The organism is Erwinia sp. MMLR14_017 (assembly GCF_033657285.1).
Classification (GTDB): Bacteria; Pseudomonadota; Gammaproteobacteria; order Enterobacterales; family Enterobacteriaceae; genus Erwinia.
Window position 1 is genome coordinate 124,741 of sequence record NZ_JAWVWP010000008.1, and the last position, 15,048, is coordinate 139,788.

General features: G+C 51.4%; 15 protein-coding genes and 2 pseudogenes. 10 read left to right on the top strand and 7 right to left on the bottom strand.

What is annotated here, in order from left to right:
* Positions 1-64 precede the first annotated feature (64 nt).
* The 8 genes and pseudogenes from SD961_RS14555 to SD961_RS14590 all read left to right on the top strand — a co-directional run bounded on the left by SD961_RS14555 (position 65) and on the right by SD961_RS14590 (position 5,904).
* Positions 65-307, top strand: a complete 243-nt coding sequence (locus tag SD961_RS14555) for a hypothetical protein (RefSeq protein WP_318791059.1) — start codon at positions 65-67, stop codon at positions 305-307.
* 16 nt (positions 308-323) lie between these two features.
* Positions 324-1,002 (top strand): annotated as a pseudogene (locus SD961_RS14560) (hypothetical protein); the annotation flags it as partial.
* A 141-nt stretch (positions 1,003-1,143) separates the two neighbouring features.
* Complete coding sequence (locus tag SD961_RS14565) at positions 1,144-2,367, top strand: VENN motif pre-toxin domain-containing protein (RefSeq protein WP_318791061.1); 1,224 nt, start codon at positions 1,144-1,146, stop codon at positions 2,365-2,367.
* A 321-nt stretch (positions 2,368-2,688) separates the two neighbouring features.
* Positions 2,689-3,798, top strand: a pseudogene (locus SD961_RS14570) (VENN motif pre-toxin domain-containing protein); the annotation flags it as partial.
* Positions 3,795-4,049 (top strand): hypothetical protein, encoded by a 255-nt coding sequence (locus SD961_RS14575; RefSeq protein ID WP_318791063.1) that lies wholly within the window; start codon positions 3,795-3,797, stop codon positions 4,047-4,049. The pseudogene SD961_RS14570 and the gene SD961_RS14575, both read left to right, overlap by 4 nt.
* 131 nt (positions 4,050-4,180) lie before the next feature.
* Positions 4,181-4,483, top strand: coding sequence for a hypothetical protein (locus SD961_RS14580; RefSeq protein WP_318791064.1), 303 nt, complete (start codon positions 4,181-4,183; stop codon positions 4,481-4,483).
* Between the two features lie 147 nt (positions 4,484-4,630).
* Positions 4,631-5,212, top strand: coding sequence for an Ail/Lom family outer membrane beta-barrel protein (locus SD961_RS14585; RefSeq protein WP_318791065.1), 582 nt, complete (start codon positions 4,631-4,633; stop codon positions 5,210-5,212).
* 419 nt (positions 5,213-5,631) lie between these two features.
* Entirely contained in the window at positions 5,632-5,904 is a 273-nt protein-coding gene (locus tag SD961_RS14590; protein ID WP_318791066.1) for a hypothetical protein, read from the top strand.
* 252 nt (positions 5,905-6,156) lie between these two features.
* Here SD961_RS14590 and SD961_RS14595 read toward each other — a convergent pair whose 3' ends face one another.
* The 3 genes from SD961_RS14595 to xseA form a co-directional block, all read right to left on the bottom strand.
* The gene (locus tag SD961_RS14595; protein ID WP_318791067.1) at positions 6,157-6,489 is read right to left on the bottom strand and encodes a protealysin inhibitor emfourin; all 333 of its coding nucleotides are present in this window, start codon (positions 6,487-6,489) and stop codon (positions 6,157-6,159) included.
* Positions 6,486-7,502, bottom strand: coding sequence for a M4 family metallopeptidase (locus SD961_RS14600; protein WP_318791068.1), 1,017 nt, complete (start codon positions 7,500-7,502; stop codon positions 6,486-6,488). The genes SD961_RS14595 and SD961_RS14600 overlap by 4 nt, the downstream gene beginning before the upstream one ends.
* A gap of 182 nt (positions 7,503-7,684) precedes the next feature.
* Positions 7,685-9,064: an exodeoxyribonuclease VII large subunit gene (gene xseA / locus SD961_RS14605; protein ID WP_318791069.1), complete on the bottom strand. Its 1,380-nt coding sequence runs from the start codon at positions 9,062-9,064 to the stop codon at positions 7,685-7,687.
* Between the two features lie 170 nt (positions 9,065-9,234).
* On the opposite strand from xseA, the gene guaB reads away from it, so the two are divergent.
* Positions 9,235-10,701 (top strand): IMP dehydrogenase, encoded by a 1,467-nt coding sequence (gene guaB / locus SD961_RS14610; RefSeq protein WP_318791070.1) that lies wholly within the window; start codon positions 9,235-9,237, stop codon positions 10,699-10,701.
* Positions 10,702-10,781: 80 nt separating this feature from the next.
* Positions 10,782-12,362 carry a glutamine-hydrolyzing GMP synthase gene (guaA, locus tag SD961_RS14615; protein ID WP_318791071.1) on the top strand — a complete coding sequence of 527 codons (1,581 nt, stop codon included), beginning with the start codon at positions 10,782-10,784 and terminating at the stop codon, positions 12,360-12,362.
* 84 nt (positions 12,363-12,446) lie between these two features.
* Here the strand turns inward: guaA and SD961_RS14620 are convergent, their stop codons facing one another.
* From SD961_RS14620 to SD961_RS14635, 4 genes are all read right to left on the bottom strand, one after another.
* Positions 12,447-12,764 (bottom strand): helix-turn-helix transcriptional regulator, encoded by a 318-nt coding sequence (locus SD961_RS14620; RefSeq protein ID WP_318791072.1) that lies wholly within the window; start codon positions 12,762-12,764, stop codon positions 12,447-12,449.
* Positions 12,754-13,110: a type II toxin-antitoxin system RelE/ParE family toxin gene (locus SD961_RS14625; protein WP_318791073.1), complete on the bottom strand. Its 357-nt coding sequence runs from the start codon at positions 13,108-13,110 to the stop codon at positions 12,754-12,756. Before SD961_RS14625 ends, SD961_RS14620 begins: the two co-directional genes overlap by 11 nt.
* Positions 13,111-13,306: 196 nt before the next feature.
* The gene (gene mgtE, locus SD961_RS14630; RefSeq protein WP_318791074.1) at positions 13,307-14,743 is read right to left on the bottom strand and encodes a magnesium transporter; all 1,437 of its coding nucleotides are present in this window, start codon (positions 14,741-14,743) and stop codon (positions 13,307-13,309) included.
* A 124-nt stretch (positions 14,744-14,867) separates the two neighbouring features.
* Entirely contained in the window at positions 14,868-15,044 is a 177-nt protein-coding gene (locus SD961_RS14635) for a YfgG family protein (RefSeq protein ID WP_318791075.1), read from the bottom strand.
* Positions 15,045-15,048 lie beyond the last annotated feature (4 nt).

A 15,048-nucleotide genomic window follows, 5' to 3' on the forward strand; every position in this document is an offset into this window, starting at 1 on the left:
GTATCACTTCAGAAGCTGGAGGTAAGTATACAGAATACAAAATGAAGCAGGAAGGAGATCGTAAATGAAAGTACTAAAATTAATTCTTCCTCTGGTTTTTTTTATTGTACTTAGCATGGTTTCAATTTTTCTAACAGGGATCGTTTTATATGTATGCGGAGAATTTTTTTTCTTTTTTTATAAAGGAATATCAATGTCTTTTTCATCAAAGATTTTTTTATTTTTAAGTAAAATAAGTATATATATTGGTAGCTTTGCAGGTTTAATGTTATGGATAGCCAACTTGCTAAAAAAATTATCAATTTAAATATCAGTGAGTTGTCGTTGAGAATAACTTCCTTGGAGCTACATCTTCCGACAAACTCGAAAAAGCCATTGAGAAAATTAAGAACGGCGATAAATCGCTGGCTGCCGCAAATGAACTGCTGAAGCTGGAAAATGCCGATAAGCGCAGTGATGCGCTGGTCTCCAAATTCACCAAAGATCCTTCACAAATGAACAGCACGGAACGCGCTGAACTGGCGGGTTATCTGCGGGTTTATGCTGCTGAAATGGAGAAGGAATATGGCGCAGCAGTCTCGCAGGAACTGGTTAAAGGCATGCTGTCGGGGCAGGATTATATAAAACGTGCGCCTGACTCAGAAGCGATGAGCAAAGCTCAGTCGATAATGAATACCTGGGGTTATCATAAATCGAATGCAAGTATTGGAGATGCACCGCTAACGTTTAGTGGCTCGATTCTCGGTAGTACGATAAAGGAAACTATTGCCATTAATGCCGCAATAGGAACCACCGTTAATACGCTATCCCAGCTGGTCGGAAAAGATCCGTTCAGTTATGTAGATGCTATTATGGCTGGTATAACCTCAGCGGCGACGACAGGTAAAGGTATCGGTACATCAGCCGGAATAAATATGGGTGGGGCTGCTATAGGTAGCGGAATCAAAGGGGAAGATCCTACCAACTCTGTCATTGGGGCTGGATTTGGTAGCGTGGCGGGTAGCGTTGGCGGTAAAGTACTTACTGATAAAGCGGCAGGTATAGTTAAAGATACTACAGCTGATAGCGGAAATCGGCAGCCAGGCAATAGACGTTGCCAGGACGGAAGGGCAGATAGTTGCGACAAAAGCCGCAAACGAGCGGATGAAGGATGTTTCGCCTGAACAGCTGAAAACAGCAGAAGCGGACTGGCGGAAGGCGAATCCTGACAAAGAGCCGACGTCTGACAATATTAACGGTCAGGCTTATCAGAAGTTCTACAACCAGGCGTTTAAAGAGAGCGGGTTGGGCACGGGCGGTAAGGTGCAGCAGGCAATTCAGGCGGCCACGGCGGCGATGCAGGGTCTGGTGGGCGGCAATATCGGTCAGGCCATCAGCGGCGCGGCGGCACCGTATCTGGCGGAAGTGATTCACGATATGACCACCACGAAAGGCCCGGACGGCAAAGAGGTGGTGAATCGCGAAGCGAACCTGATGGCGCATGCGGTGGTTGGCGCGGTCACGTCATACGCGGCGGGCAACAGCGCGCTGGCGGGTGCATCAGGCGCGGCGATGGGCGAATTTATTGCACAGCAGCTCTATCCGGGCATTGACCGCGAAAATCTGAATGAAGAGCAGAAGCAGACCATCAGTGCGCTGGGAACGCTGGCTGCGGGGCTGGCGGGCGGGGTTGCCGGAGACAGCACGGCAAACGCTGTTGTGGGGGCGCAGGCGGGTAAGAACTCTCTGGAAAACAATAATCTTGCGAGCGTGCTGGCCGCAGCGAATAAACAGAGGCCCGGCACCACAGCGAATTACGAATCCGGGACCCAGGCTGCTATTAAAGAAGCCTGTAACGGAGGAACACCGGTATCCTGCGAAACGGCAATGGCAGCTGTTGGCAGCGTTATAGTCTGGCCTCTGTTACCGGAAATAGCAGCAAGTACAAGCCTGATAGGTGCAGGAGCCAATGCCGGGGTAGGTTTACTGATTAATGGTGAAGTGAATCCGAATGATGTCATCCTTGGTTACTGGACAGGAGCATTTACGGCAGGAACCGGGCTGTGGGGTACAATGGGAGTGAATGCGGTCAGCGGAGCTACATCCAGCTATCTGAAAGGCGATGATCCATTAAAAGGTGGTGTGATTAGTGGAGTGGCTTCGGGTATTGGATATGGAATTGGTAGCAAATTATTTGAGATGCCTCTTGATAAAGTCTTAAACCCAATGAAACCGTGGAAAGAATGGATTTGGACTGATGTCGGAATGGGGATATCTAAACCTTTACCGATAGAACCGTTGCCTGGAGTTGCAGGCAATATCGCTGGTTCTGTAACAACAGAATATGGTAATGATCAAGCAGGGAAAATTTTGGAAGGTGGGAAATGAAAAATTCATCCTCAAAATGGTTTTTTATATTTATTTACCTGATAGTATCTCTACCTACTGGTATATTTATTTCGGCTATGACCACTCAATTTTTAATAAAGCTGTTTTACTTTTTCTTTCATGATCTGCCTTTGGATTTATCTTCAATTAATTATGTGAAAATTTTGAAAGGAAGTATCGGTGGAGGACTTATTGGAGCAATAGGTTGTTGGTGTATTTATTACCAGAAATGTAAGAAAAAGAGATAGAAAGATATAGTAACTGATAGCGGAGATATGGATACAGGTTGCTGACGTAGCCAGAACACAGGGTCAAATCGCAGGCGAGAAGGTGAAGCGCGCTCCACAGGCGCTTGCGGCGGCAAAAGAGACGCTGGCGGGCAAAGGCAATCTGAACCCGACCGATAAGCAGATAGCCGACCAGGCGTACAACACGGCGATGGCACCGTATCTGGCTGAACAAATCCATAAGCTGACCGAAGGCAATCCGGAAGCACAGGCAATGGCCCACGCGTTAGTCGGGGCGGCCACCTCGTATGCAGCCGGTAACAGCGCCCTGGCAGGCGCAGCGGGCGCGGTGAGCGGCGAACTGATGGCGCAGCTGGTGATGAATCAGCTATATCCGGGTAGAACGGTCAGTGAACTGACAGAGACGGAGAAACAGACCGTCAGCGCACTGGGTACGCTGGCGGCGGGTCTGGCGGGTGGCGTCACCGGAGACAGTACGGCGGATGCGGTAGCGGGGGCGCAGACGGGCCAGAACTCGGTTAACAATAACTTATTTGGCGGAACTGAAGCAGGACAGGAGAAGTTCGTGCAGGAGCACGGTAAAGAAGTGCTGTCCTGTGTAGACGCTCCATCTTCAGCCAGCTGTCAGCGCGGCGAAGCAGTCAATAAAGCGATTGCAGGCGTGCTGGCAACGGGTGGGGTGGCATCTTTAACGGCTCCAGCCCAGGCGATGTGGGCGTTGGGTGCCGGGGCTAATGCCGGAATGCAGTACATTGATAAGGGTGAGGTTAACCCGATTAATTCAGTGATAGCTGGCTGGGCAAATGTCATCACTAACGGTAATAGTCTGGCCGGAACCGTTATCTGGAATGCTGCCGGAGGTGCCTTAACCAATCAGATCAACGGCGATGATCCACTGACTGGCGCTATTACAAACGGTGTTGGTGCAGGCGTGGGATATGGGGTTGGCAATTATATTGTGAAGCCGATTGCAAATACAGCAGGTAAGTTGATTACCGGAGGCTGGGATCCCAAGTTTAATCCTGATCTACTGAAATACACTGAGATTAAGGGACATTTGGGAATTTCTAAGGAGATGTTGCCGAGTACGATTCCCGGAGCGATAGGAAACGTCACCGGTTCTTTAAGTTCCGAATATGGCAGTTCTGAGGCTCAGAAGATTATTGATAAGGTTAGCAAATGAACCTCCAGCCTGATGTTTTAAAAAAAGAGATTATTCTAAGTTTTTGCATATTTGTTACCTGTTTACTATCCGTAATTATCACTGGATTATTAGTAAAACTCTTTTTTTTCACAATTTTGTGGTTTTTAACCGACGAGTTTGGATTGACATGGAATGAAGTTTTACGAGGAGTAAAGATTGGTGGTGTCGGAGGAGCTATATTGGGAGCTGGAATAGTGTTATTTCGCCTATTTAAAGTGAAAGGCTTTTAACTTCCCCAGATAAGGGCTGAGCCGTGATGTGGAGCGTGCGAACCAGACGCTGAGTCCCATACTTTGATAAAGAGGAGGAGCAGAACTGGCTGAAGGCGGCGCAACTGATAGCAGAAATAGGCAGCCACGCAATGGGCGTTGCCAGGACTGAAGAGCAGATAATTGCGACAAAAGCCGCAAACGAGCGGATGAAGAACGTTTCGCCTGAACAGCTGAAAACAGCAGAAGTGGATTGGCGGAAGGTGAATCCGGGCAAAGAGCCGACGTCTGACGATATTAACGGTCAGGCTTGTCAGACGTTCTACTACCTAGCGTTAAAAGAAAGCAGGTTGGGAACGAGCGATAAGGTGCAGCAGGCAATCCAGGCGGCCACTGCGGCGATGCAGCCTCTTGTGGGCGGTAGCATGGCGCAAGCCACCTCAGATCCTGAGTAAAATTCTTAGCAAGATCTCGGCGTTGGCCGTGATCTTTTACCTGTAGACCGGCCCAGCTTGGATCTTCTGACTGCGAATGCAGGTATATAACGATTCTATCCACAAACAGGGAATGACCTGTCACAACAAACGAGTAAGGAATACACCATGAAGAAGATGATTGTAGGGATTGTTTTGGCTGGTAGCGTAATGACGAGTCCTCTGGCAACGGCGGACAGGCAGACGGTCAGCGTGGGGTACGCCCATAGCAAGATTCAGGATATGGGTAATCTGAACGGCGTGAATCTGCAGTATCGCTATGAATGGAATTCTCTGCTGAGCATTATCGGCTCTTTCAGCTATATGAAAGGTGATGACAGCGATGTATATCATGATGCCGCAAATGATTCCTATAAAACGCGCTTTAAGACGAAATACTATTCGCTATTGGCCGGGCCAGCTTACCGCATTAATGATTATGTCAGCGTTTATGGCTTGCTGGGTACGGCGTATACGAAAACAGACGGTCGCTATGAATGGCGTAATAGCGTGGGTGCCGATGCTGCGGACGGGCATCTGACCATTGAGGGTTCTGCCCATTCAACGAATCTGGCTTGGGCTGCGGGTGTGGCAATCAACCCCGTTGATAATCTGTCAGTCAATATTGGTTATGAAGGCTCCCGTACCGAACTTAACGGAAGTGACAAATCCATCAATGGCTTCAATGTGGGTATCGGCTGGCGTTTCTGATTTGCATCATTACGCGCCTGAAGGCGCGTATTTCTTCCCCAGACGATCTGATGCCGCACGTGTAAGCGCGGATGAGGTAGTGGGATAAGAACTCGCTCCAAAAAAACAGTGCTATAAGTAAGGTATATTTTGTGGTTTTTTTCGATAAATTAAGGATGATTATATGTGTGCAAAATTAAATTTAATGGCTGTACTGATAGTCAGCTCATTAATCACAGGTTGTTCTTTAAGTTTCAGGTCAGCGCCAAAAGAGTATACCTGATCGGATGCGGCACATATCAGAATACAAGATTCTGGTAATACTGTTATTCGTTTCTATAATAAAGAGGGTAATTGCTTTAAAAAAACTGCCGAAAACGTCTAACATCTGCATTATCTATTATTGGTGTCTCTACATCAGGTGAGAAAAAATAGCAGGCATGCAACCATCTGATGATATAAAAGGAATGATGGTAAAAGAATACAGTATTAAGCCCGGGCAGAAATTAACAGTAACCCACTATTATAAAGAAAATCATACATATGGTTCATTTGAACATGAATATTCGGAAAGATTTATCCCTCAACCAAATCATGATTACGATATAATTGTTGGCGATCGCATAATAACTATTAAGGATCTCACTCCTTCAGCTAGTAAAGACTACAGTTGGACCGGTGATTTATGCAAGGCAGGTTTATTGGATTGGTGATGTTATCAGTAAGAACTGCTGCGCATGCGGAGCGCAATATCAATATCACCGCCGCAATATCATTTTTAATTAAAAATCTCGGCCATCGAGCGCGACACGATGCTTACGGGTGCAACGGGCTGAACATAGCGATGACGCAGGTGAAAACGTCACGGGCTGAGGGTGGCGCAGCGGCACCCCAGTCCGGCTGGGGTCATTCACAACATGACCATCAGAATCGCAAAAACGGGTGCCACAGGTATTTTTTACCAATTATTGCCCTTCTTTCCAGAGCTCAATCAGCGCCGGAGGCGCCTGATCTTCCGGGATTAGCAGCACAATATTTCCCATCTGATGCGGTGTCGCATAGCTGACCTCAATGCGAAAGTAGCGTTGATCGCCCCGTCCCACCCGGCTCTGCTCTCCCGGCGGTTCGCCCAACGGCATAACCTGACGCAACACGTTACAGACGTGCTCACGCTGCGGCGGGCTGAGCTGTCCCAGCGCGATTCGTCTGGGTCCAGCAAGCCTGGGGATATAAGCAAATCCGCCTTCACGCGCTACGTCAATGACAGCATCATCACTCAGTTCCGGCAGGTTGTTCATGCCAGTACACCCACCTCTTTCCAGGCATTTTCAATCGCCTGACCCACCGCCTTGTTAAACCGTTTCTCGCCGTGGCGAACGGTAAAATCGGCAAAGGTTTTAAAGTCGGCATTTTGCGGCAGCGTCTTGTCGCAAACGGTGTCATACCAGGCATAACCCGCCAGCTCCCAGGCATAGCCGCCCAGCGTTTTAGCCGCAAGACAGAAAGCGCGATTAGGAATGCCGGAATTCAGATGCACGCCGCCGTTGTCGTCCCGGGTCTGAATATAGCCCTGCATATCGGCAGGTTGAGGATCTTTGCCCAAAAGCGGATCGTCATAGGCCGTGCCGGGTGCAGACATTGAGCGCAGCCCTTTGCCGTTGATGCCTTCAGCCAGCAGCCCCTCGCCAATAAGCCAGTCCGCCTTGTCAGCAGTTTGCTTGAGGTGAAACTGCTTAACCAGCGAGCCGAAAACGTCAGACAGTGACTCGTTGAGTGCGCCCGCCTGTTCAAAATAGATCAGGCCCGCTTCCGTCTCGGTCACACCATGCGCCAGCTCATGACCCACCACATCCAGCGCTATAGTAAAACGGTTAAAAATTTCGCCGTCGCCGTCGCCAAATACCATCTGCTGTCCATTCCAGAAGGCGTTCTGATAAGCCTTGCCGTAATGTACGGTGCCTTTCAGCGTCAGCCCCTGGTTATCCAGCGAATTACGTTTGTAAGCCTGCCAGAAAAAATCGTAGGTGACGCCCAGATAGTCGTAAGCTTCATTGCTGGCGATATCGGTACCACCCGGCTGGCCCTCTGCACGCACCAGTTTGCCGGGCAGGTTCTGGGTCTGTTCTGAATCATAAATTTCCCGCTGGACCTGGCCAGGCGTGGCGGTGCTGGCACCTTCAGGCTTGATCCAGGTTTCCGCCATCAGCGTCTGGACATGCGCCAGCGTGTTGCGCGCGCAGCTTTGCTGCATGCCGGAACCGTTATCAATGATTTTACGCAGAATATAAGGAGGAATAACGCCATAGTGCATACCGTGCTCCCTGGTCGACGATGTGTGTCAGGAAAGTATAGTCATCACTGGTGAATTTTGCAGCAAAGAGGAGGGGGAGAAAGAGTACCACTGATTAGCAAAGAGCGGGTCATTAACAGGTGACGTCTGCTTTAGCGGAAAACAGATAAACTCTGTCGCCTGATATGCAGACGACAGTCACTTCATTCAGAAGATTTTTTGCTTTTGCGTACAGGCTTAAGCGGGGTGATGGCGGTAACCTCGCTCTCTACCCAGCCATCGTCCAGCCGGGTTTTAAGCGTATCACCGGGCGTTAACTGCCGGCTCTTTTTCACCACCTGACCATCTGCGGCGGTGGTGACGCTGAAACCGCGCGCCAGCGTTGCCAGCGGACTGACGCCTTCAAGCTGGGCGGTGAGTATTGAGAAGCGCTGTTTGCCGCCGTTCAGCTTAAGCTGCATCGCCTGTTGCAGGCGGTACTGCCAGTGCTGAAGCTGCTGCTGACCACGATGAATACGCCCCTGCGGCTGAAACGCGCTCAGCCGCTGCTCAGCGCGTTCCTGCAAACGGATAGCCTGTCGCACTCTTAACTGCATTGCGTCGTCCAGACGACGTTGCAGACGCATCAGTGAGGTCTGCTGGCGTGCCAGGCGTAACTGAGGATGCTGCTGTTGAAGACGATGCTGCAAACGGGTATAGATACGGTTCTTCTGAGCGAGGTAGTAATCCATCGCCATTTCCAGCCGGGTTTGCTGAGACTGTAGCTGCCGCAGCAGCTCAATCTGATTGCGGCTGACCAGCTCTGCCGCTGCGGAAGGGGTTGGCGCGCGGAGGTCAGCAACGAAGTCAGCAATCGTCACGTCAGTTTCATGACCAACGGCGCTGACTATCGGAATGCGGCTGGCAAAGATAGCTCGCGCCACGCGCTCATCGTTAAAGCTCCAGAGATCTTCCAGCGAGCCGCCGCCACGACCCACAATCAGCACATCGCACTCTGCACGCGCATTCGCCAGCTCAATGGCGCGGACAATGCTGGCTGGTGCGTCAACGCCCTGAACAGGAGTGGGGTAGATGACTATCGGCAGAGAAGGGTCGCGGCGGTGCAGCACGCGCAGCACATCATGCAACGCCGCGCCGGTGGAGGAGGTGATAACTCCAACCTGACGAGCCGGGTCCGGCAACGGCTGTTTATGATGCTGTTCAAAAAGCCCCTCGCTGAGCAGCTTTTGCTTCAACTGCTCGAACTGCTGCTGCAACAGACCTTCACCGGCTGGCTGCATGCTTTCCGCAATCAGCTGATAATCACCACGCGGTTCATACAGGGTAATGGTCGCTCTGACCAGAATCTGCTGGCCATTTTGCGGCCGAAAGGTGACCCGCCGGTTACTGTTGCGAAACATCGCACAGCGAACCTGCGCCCCATCGTCTTTCAGGGTGAAGTACCAGTGACCGGAAGAGGGCTGAGAGAAGTTGGAGATTTCAGCACTCAGCCAGACCTGGCCCATTTCCTTTTCCAGCAGCGTTCTCACCGTGGTATTGAGACGGCTGACGGTAAATATATTGGCAGATGGCGGTAGCGACATGTGATGAAGATCAAACTTTAAATCAGGGGGTTAATTAACCGATACTACAGGCCTTGTCAGCGGGATCAAGAACTTTTCGTAAATAATGCTGGAGGCAATCGATTACGGCCTGTATAATGCCGCGGCAATATTTTACAAGTTCTCATTCACCCTGAGGTTGAGATATTGCCATGCTAAGAATCGCTAAAGAAGCCCTGACATTTGACGACGTTCTGCTCGTTCCCGCTCATTCGACTGTCTTACCCAACACGGCTGACCTCAGCACCCAGCTTACCAAAACCATCCGCCTGAACATCCCTATGCTTTCCGCTGCAATGGATACCGTGACCGAAGCTGGTCTGGCTATCGCACTGGCGCAGGAAGGTGGGCTGGGCTTTATCCATAAGAACATGCCGATCGATCGCCAGGCGGAAGAAGTGCGCAAGGTGAAGAAACATGAAAGCGGCGTGGTTACCGATCCGCAAACCGTACTGCCAACCACAGCCCTGAGCGACGTCAAGCTGCTTACCGAACGTAACGGCTTTGCCGGTTACCCGGTGGTGAACGGCGACAACGAGCTGGTGGGGATCATTACCGGCCGTGACGTACGCTTCGTGACCGATCTGAGCCTGCCGGTTTCGGCTGTGATGACGCCGAAAGAGCGTCTGGTGACTGTGCGCGAAGGCGAAGCCCGCGAAGTCGTGCTGCATAAAATGCACGAAAAGCGTGTGGAAAAAGCGCTGGTGGTGGATGACAGCTTCCATCTGCTCGGCATGATCACCGTTAAAGATTTCCAGAAAGCGGAGCGTAAACCTAACGCCTGTAAAGATGAGCATGGCCGTCTGCGCGTAGGTGCTGCGGTTGGCGCTGGCGCCGGTAACGAAGAGCGTGTAGACGCGCTGGTTGCCGCCGGTGTTGACGTGCTGCTGATCGACTCTTCCCATGGCCACTCTGAAGGCGTTCTGCAACGCATCCGTGAAACCCGCGCTAAATATCCTGATCTGCAAATCGTAGGCGGCAACGTCGCGACCGGCGCTGGTGCTCTGGCACTGGTTGAAGCTGGCGTGAGCGCAGTGAAAGTGGGTATCGGCCCTGGCTCCATCTGTACTACCCGTATCGTAACTGGCGTTGGTGTTCCCCAGATCACCGCAGTCTCTGACGCAGTAGAAGCGCTGGAAGGCACCGGTATCCCGGTTATCGCTGATGGCGGTATCCGCTTCTCTGGCGACATCGCTAAAGCTATTGCGGCTGGTGCTTCCGCTGTGATGGTCGGTTCTATGCTGGCTGGTACCGATGAATCTCCTGGCGAAATCGAACTCTACCAGGGTCGCTCTTTCAAATCCTACCGCGGCATGGGTTCTCTGGGCGCGATGTCCAAAGGATCTTCAGACCGCTACTTCCAGACCGATAACGCAGCAGACAAACTGGTGCCGGAAGGGATTGAAGGCCGCGTGGCTTACAAAGGCCTGCTGAAAGAGATCGTTCACCAGCAGATGGGCGGCCTGCGCTCCTGTATGGGGCTGACCGGCTGTGCTACTATCGACGATCTGCGCACCAAAGCGGAATTTGTCCGCATCAGCGGCGCCGGTATTTCGGAAAGTCACGTTCACGATGTGACCATCACCAAAGAGTCCCCGAACTACCGTATGGGTTCATAAAACCCTGACTTCACGCCCGGCTTAAGCCGGGCGCTTTAATCCTAATCCCTGAATTTGTTATATCGCCCTGGAATAGCCCAATGACGACGGAAAATATTCATAAACATCGCATTCTGATCCTTGATTTCGGCTCGCAGTATACGCAGCTGGTTGCACGCCGGGTGCGTGAACTGGGCGTCTACTGTGAACTGTGGGCGTGGGATGTCACCGAAGAGCAGATCCGCGGGTTTAACCCGAACGGCATCATCCTGTCCGGTGGCCCGGAAAGCACCACTGAACACGCCAGTCCGCGCGCGCCAGAGTATGTCTTTAATGCTGGCGTACCGGTGCTGGGCGTCTGCTACGGCATGCAGACCATGGCGCTGCAGTTGGGTGGCGAAGTGAAAGGCTCTAACGAGCGTGAGTTTGGCTATGCGCAGGTTGAAGTTGCCGTACAGAGCGCGCTGACCCGTGACATCGAAGACTCTCTGAGCGCTGAAGGCAAGCCGCTGCTGGACGTCTGGATGAGCCACGGCGACAAAGTTTCCGCTATCCCGGCTGATTTCGTGACCGTTGCCAGCACTGAGACCTGCCCGTTTGCCATTATCGCCAACGAAGAAAAACGTCTTTACGGCGTGCAGTTCCACCCGGAAGTGACCCACACCCGCCAGGGCCTGCGTCTGCTGGAGCGTTTTGTACGCGACATCTGCGAGTGTGAAGCGCTCTGGACGCCAGCGAAAATTATCGAAGACACCGTTGAGCGCCTGCGCGAGCAGTGCGGTAACGACAAAGTCATTCTGGGGCTGTCAGGCGGCGTAGACTCCTCCGTAACGGCAATGCTGCTGCACCGCGCGATAGGTGACCGTCTGACCTGCGTCTTTGTGGACAATGGCCTGTTGCGCCTGCATGAAGCTGAGCAGGTGATGGATATGTTTGGCGACCATTTCGGTCTGAACATTATTCATGTGCCAGCCGAAGCGCGTTTCCTCGATGCGCTGGCCGGTATTGATGAGCCAGAAGCCAAGCGTAAAACCATTGGTCGCGTATTTGTGGAAGTGTTCGACGAGCAGGCTACCACGCTACGGGATGTGAAGTGGCTGGCTCAGGGCACCATCTATCCGGATGTCATTGAGTCTGCGGCTTCGGCCACCGGTAAAGCTCACGTGATCAAGTCGCACCATAACGTGGGCGGCCTGCCGAAAGAGATGAAGCTGGGTCTGGTTGAGCCGCTGAAAGAGCTGTTTAAAGATGAAGTGCGTAAGATTGGCCTGGAGTTAGGTTTGCCTTACAACATGCTTTACCGCCATCCGTTCCCTGGGCCAGGTCTTGGCGTACGCGTACTGGGCGAAGTAAAGAAAGAGTATTGCGACCTGCTGCGTCGAGCCGATGCAATCTTTATCGAAGAGCTGCATAAAGCTGACCTGTATAACAAGGTGAGCCAGGCATTCACCGTGTTCCTGCCGGTTCGCTCAGTGGGAGTGATGGGTGATGGCCGTAAATATGACTGGGTTGTCTCCCTGCGCGCAGTAGAGACCATCGACTTTATGACCGCTCACTGGGCGCATCTGCCTTATGAGTTCCTGGGCCGCGTCTCTAACCGCATTATCAACGAAATCGACGGCATCTCCCGCGTGGTTTACGATATTTCCGGTAAGCCGCCAGCGACGATTGAGTGGGAATGATCCGTCAATAGCCTCTGATACTGACAAAAATAATCTAAACCGCCTTAATATAAAGGCGGTTTTTTTATATGGTTTTCAATAACATCAGGCAAAAACCACTTTCAGGCTGCCCGGCGTGCGGCGCGGCTTTCCTACCACAATTTGCACATCGCGCCCCAGGCGGGTCAGGCATTCCAGCATTTTAGCTTCGCTAATGCCCCGGAACTGTCCTCGTAACATATTGGAGAGCTTGGGTTGAGTCATTCCCAGCAACTTTGCGGCTTGCTCCTGTGTCAAACGACGGCTTTTAATGATATTACCAATGGTAGTGGCAAGTTGGGCTTTAACCTGCATCTCTTCAGCATCAACTTTGCCAATATCGGCATAAACGTTACCGCTGCTAATCTCGATCTCATGGCTCATATTTTCCTCCTTTGGCATGATTTTCTGCCGCTTTAAGCCGTTCGCGGATCTTGTGCATATCGGGTTTTGGCATAGCTATCCCTGATGAAGATTTTTTCTGAAAAACATGCAAGACATAGACTGCTTCACCAAACTTAACGGTATAGACTGCCCGATACGTATCACCAAAGAAATCTTCTGTCACTTCGAGTACGCCAGCCCCGCTAAACCCTTTCAAGGGTTTGGTTTGGGTATGTTTACCGCCAGCCTGGGCAAGGTGCAGGGCATAACCGAAAACATCCTGTACATCATCAGGCAATAACTGAAAATCTTTCTTGCTGCTCGCAACCCAATAGAGTGTTTTCATCCGCATTATCCCTGCGAAAATTATATCCATATGGGTATAATTTAGCATGGCGAATAACGACAGAACAGGAAGAATGTTGGTTTTATTGATCTCATGAAACACTGAGTATGAACTGGAAATCAGTCATAAGTCATCAGCTATTAAAAGCCAGCGCGAACGCTGGCCTGGCCGGTGAGGTTCAGATAGTTGGACAGCCCTAATGCAGCAAAAACAGGGTAGCCAGACCCAGGAAAATAAAGAAGCCGCCGGTGTCGGTGAGGGCGGTGATCAGTACGCTGGAGCCTACCGCCGGATCGCGTTTGAGTTTAGTCATGCACAAAGGGATCAGCACGCCCATCAATGCCGCCAGCAGCAGGTTCAGCACCATCGCCAGCATCATTACGCCGCCAAGTGCGGGATTGCCATACATAGCCCAGGTGACGCCGCCCATGATGCCGCCCCAGCAGATGCCGTTAATCAACGCTACGCCAAGCTCGCGGCCAATCAGGAAAGAGAAGTTGCCCGGCTCAACCTGATGCAGGGCTAACGCACGCACAATCATCGTAATGGTCTGATTTCCCGTATTGCCGCCGATACCGGCAACAATGGGCATCAGCGCGGCCAGCGCGACAATCTGTGAGATGGTGCCTTCAAAAAGGCCGATGACCCTGGAGGCCACAAAAGCGGTACAGAGGTTGACCGCCAGCCACGTCCAGCGGGTGCGCACGGCTTTTCTGACCGGCGCAAACACATCTTCATCAGGATTAACGCCACCCATTTTACGGATATGGCTGTCATTGGATTCGTTAACCAGATCGATCACATCTTCAACGGTTACGCGGCCCATTAATTTGCCTTTAGCATCAATAACGGCAGCTGAAATCAGGTTATAACGTTCAAACGCACCCGCTGCGTCCTCTGCTTTGTCATCAATACGGAAGGTTGTGGGCTTGTCGTTCATCACCTCAAAAACCATTCGCTTGGGTTTGTTCAGTAAAATATCGGTCAGCGAAAGTTCACCCAGCAGGGTGTTGTTTTCATCCGTAATAAACAGTTTATCTGTGCCTTCAGGGATCGACTTTTTACGCCGCAGATAGCGTTGAACCGTGGCGAGCGTCACGTCGGCTGGCATGGTGATCAGTTTGAAATCGGTGATCCTTCCCACTCGGTCGCGGTCAAAATCCATTACCTCCAGCACGCGGGAGCGCTGTGCCGGATCCAGAGAGGTCAGCAAACGTCCGGTTAAATCGCGCGAGAGATATTTTGCCAGATAGACCTGTTCATCTATATCCAGCGGTTCGATAGCCCGCAGTAAATCGCGGTCGCTCATCTCTTCAATCAGGCTTTCCCACACGCTTTCGGAGGCTTCCACCAGCACCATCCCGCGGCGCTCGGTGTCAATCAGACGCCACAAGGCCTGACGTTCATCTTCCGGCAGCGCTTCAAGCAGGTCAGCAAGGTCAGCGGCGTGCAGCAGAGGAATATAGCTTCTGATCTCTTCCGCCTCTTCCCGATGCGATTCAGCTTCAGCAGCTGTTTCCTTAAGGGGACGTTCGAGAAGCGTATCGACCAGATCGTTATCGTTAAGCAGCAGAGTTAAAATACGGCTGCGAATTTCAGCAAGCTGCTCACTGTGGGATAAAGCTACAGACATAAAAATTCCCTTGAGTCTGGCAAAAGAGGAGCGAAAAGGTAAGTATTGCCTAAATCAGGCAAAAGAGTGAGAGAAGTCGCTTTTTTTCAGGCAACTCCATCAGGAAGGGCGCAGGAAGAGCGACTTATTTCGTTACCGCAATGGGTTGTGCAACTTCCTGTTTTTTCTGCTGATGATGCTCAAAAGCGGCCGGGACGAGGTAAATTAACCGGCCGGTTAAAATGATAAAACTCACCAGCAGGACAATACGGGTCATACGGCTGGTTTTCTGACGTTTTCTGAATGATATGGCGCTGTTCACGCGG

What these genes read in the sequence shown, in the direction of transcription:
- SD961_RS14555 (WP_318791059.1), top strand. Translation starts at nt 65, where the DNA reads ATGAAAGTACTAAAATTAATTCTTCCTCTGGTTTTTTTTATTGTACTT.
- guaA (WP_318791071.1), top strand. Translation starts at nt 10,782, where the DNA reads ATGACGACGGAAAATATTCATAAACATCGCATTCTGATCCTTGATTTC.
- SD961_RS14625 (WP_318791073.1), bottom strand. Translation starts at nt 13,110, where the DNA reads ATGAAAACACTCTATTGGGTTGCGAGCAGCAAGAAAGATTTTCAGTTA.
- SD961_RS14575 (WP_318791063.1), top strand. Translation starts at nt 3,795, where the DNA reads ATGAACCTCCAGCCTGATGTTTTAAAAAAAGAGATTATTCTAAGTTTT.
- mgtE (WP_318791074.1), bottom strand. Translation starts at nt 14,743, where the DNA reads ATGTCTGTAGCTTTATCCCACAGTGAGCAGCTTGCTGAAATTCGCAGC.
- SD961_RS14600 (WP_318791068.1), bottom strand. Translation starts at nt 7,502, where the DNA reads ATGCACTATGGCGTTATTCCTCCTTATATTCTGCGTAAAATCATTGAT.
- xseA (WP_318791069.1), bottom strand. Translation starts at nt 9,064, where the DNA reads ATGTCGCTACCGCCATCTGCCAATATATTTACCGTCAGCCGTCTCAAT.
- SD961_RS14580 (WP_318791064.1), top strand. Translation starts at nt 4,181, where the DNA reads ATGGGCGTTGCCAGGACTGAAGAGCAGATAATTGCGACAAAAGCCGCA.
- SD961_RS14595 (WP_318791067.1), bottom strand. Translation starts at nt 6,489, where the DNA reads ATGAACAACCTGCCGGAACTGAGTGATGATGCTGTCATTGACGTAGCG.
- SD961_RS14565 (WP_318791061.1), top strand. Translation starts at nt 1,144, where the DNA reads ATGAAGGATGTTTCGCCTGAACAGCTGAAAACAGCAGAAGCGGACTGG.
- SD961_RS14590 (WP_318791066.1), top strand. Translation starts at nt 5,632, where the DNA reads ATGCAACCATCTGATGATATAAAAGGAATGATGGTAAAAGAATACAGT.
- SD961_RS14585 (WP_318791065.1), top strand. Translation starts at nt 4,631, where the DNA reads ATGAAGAAGATGATTGTAGGGATTGTTTTGGCTGGTAGCGTAATGACG.
- SD961_RS14620 (WP_318791072.1), bottom strand. Translation starts at nt 12,764, where the DNA reads ATGAGCCATGAGATCGAGATTAGCAGCGGTAACGTTTATGCCGATATT.
- guaB (WP_318791070.1), top strand. Translation starts at nt 9,235, where the DNA reads ATGCTAAGAATCGCTAAAGAAGCCCTGACATTTGACGACGTTCTGCTC.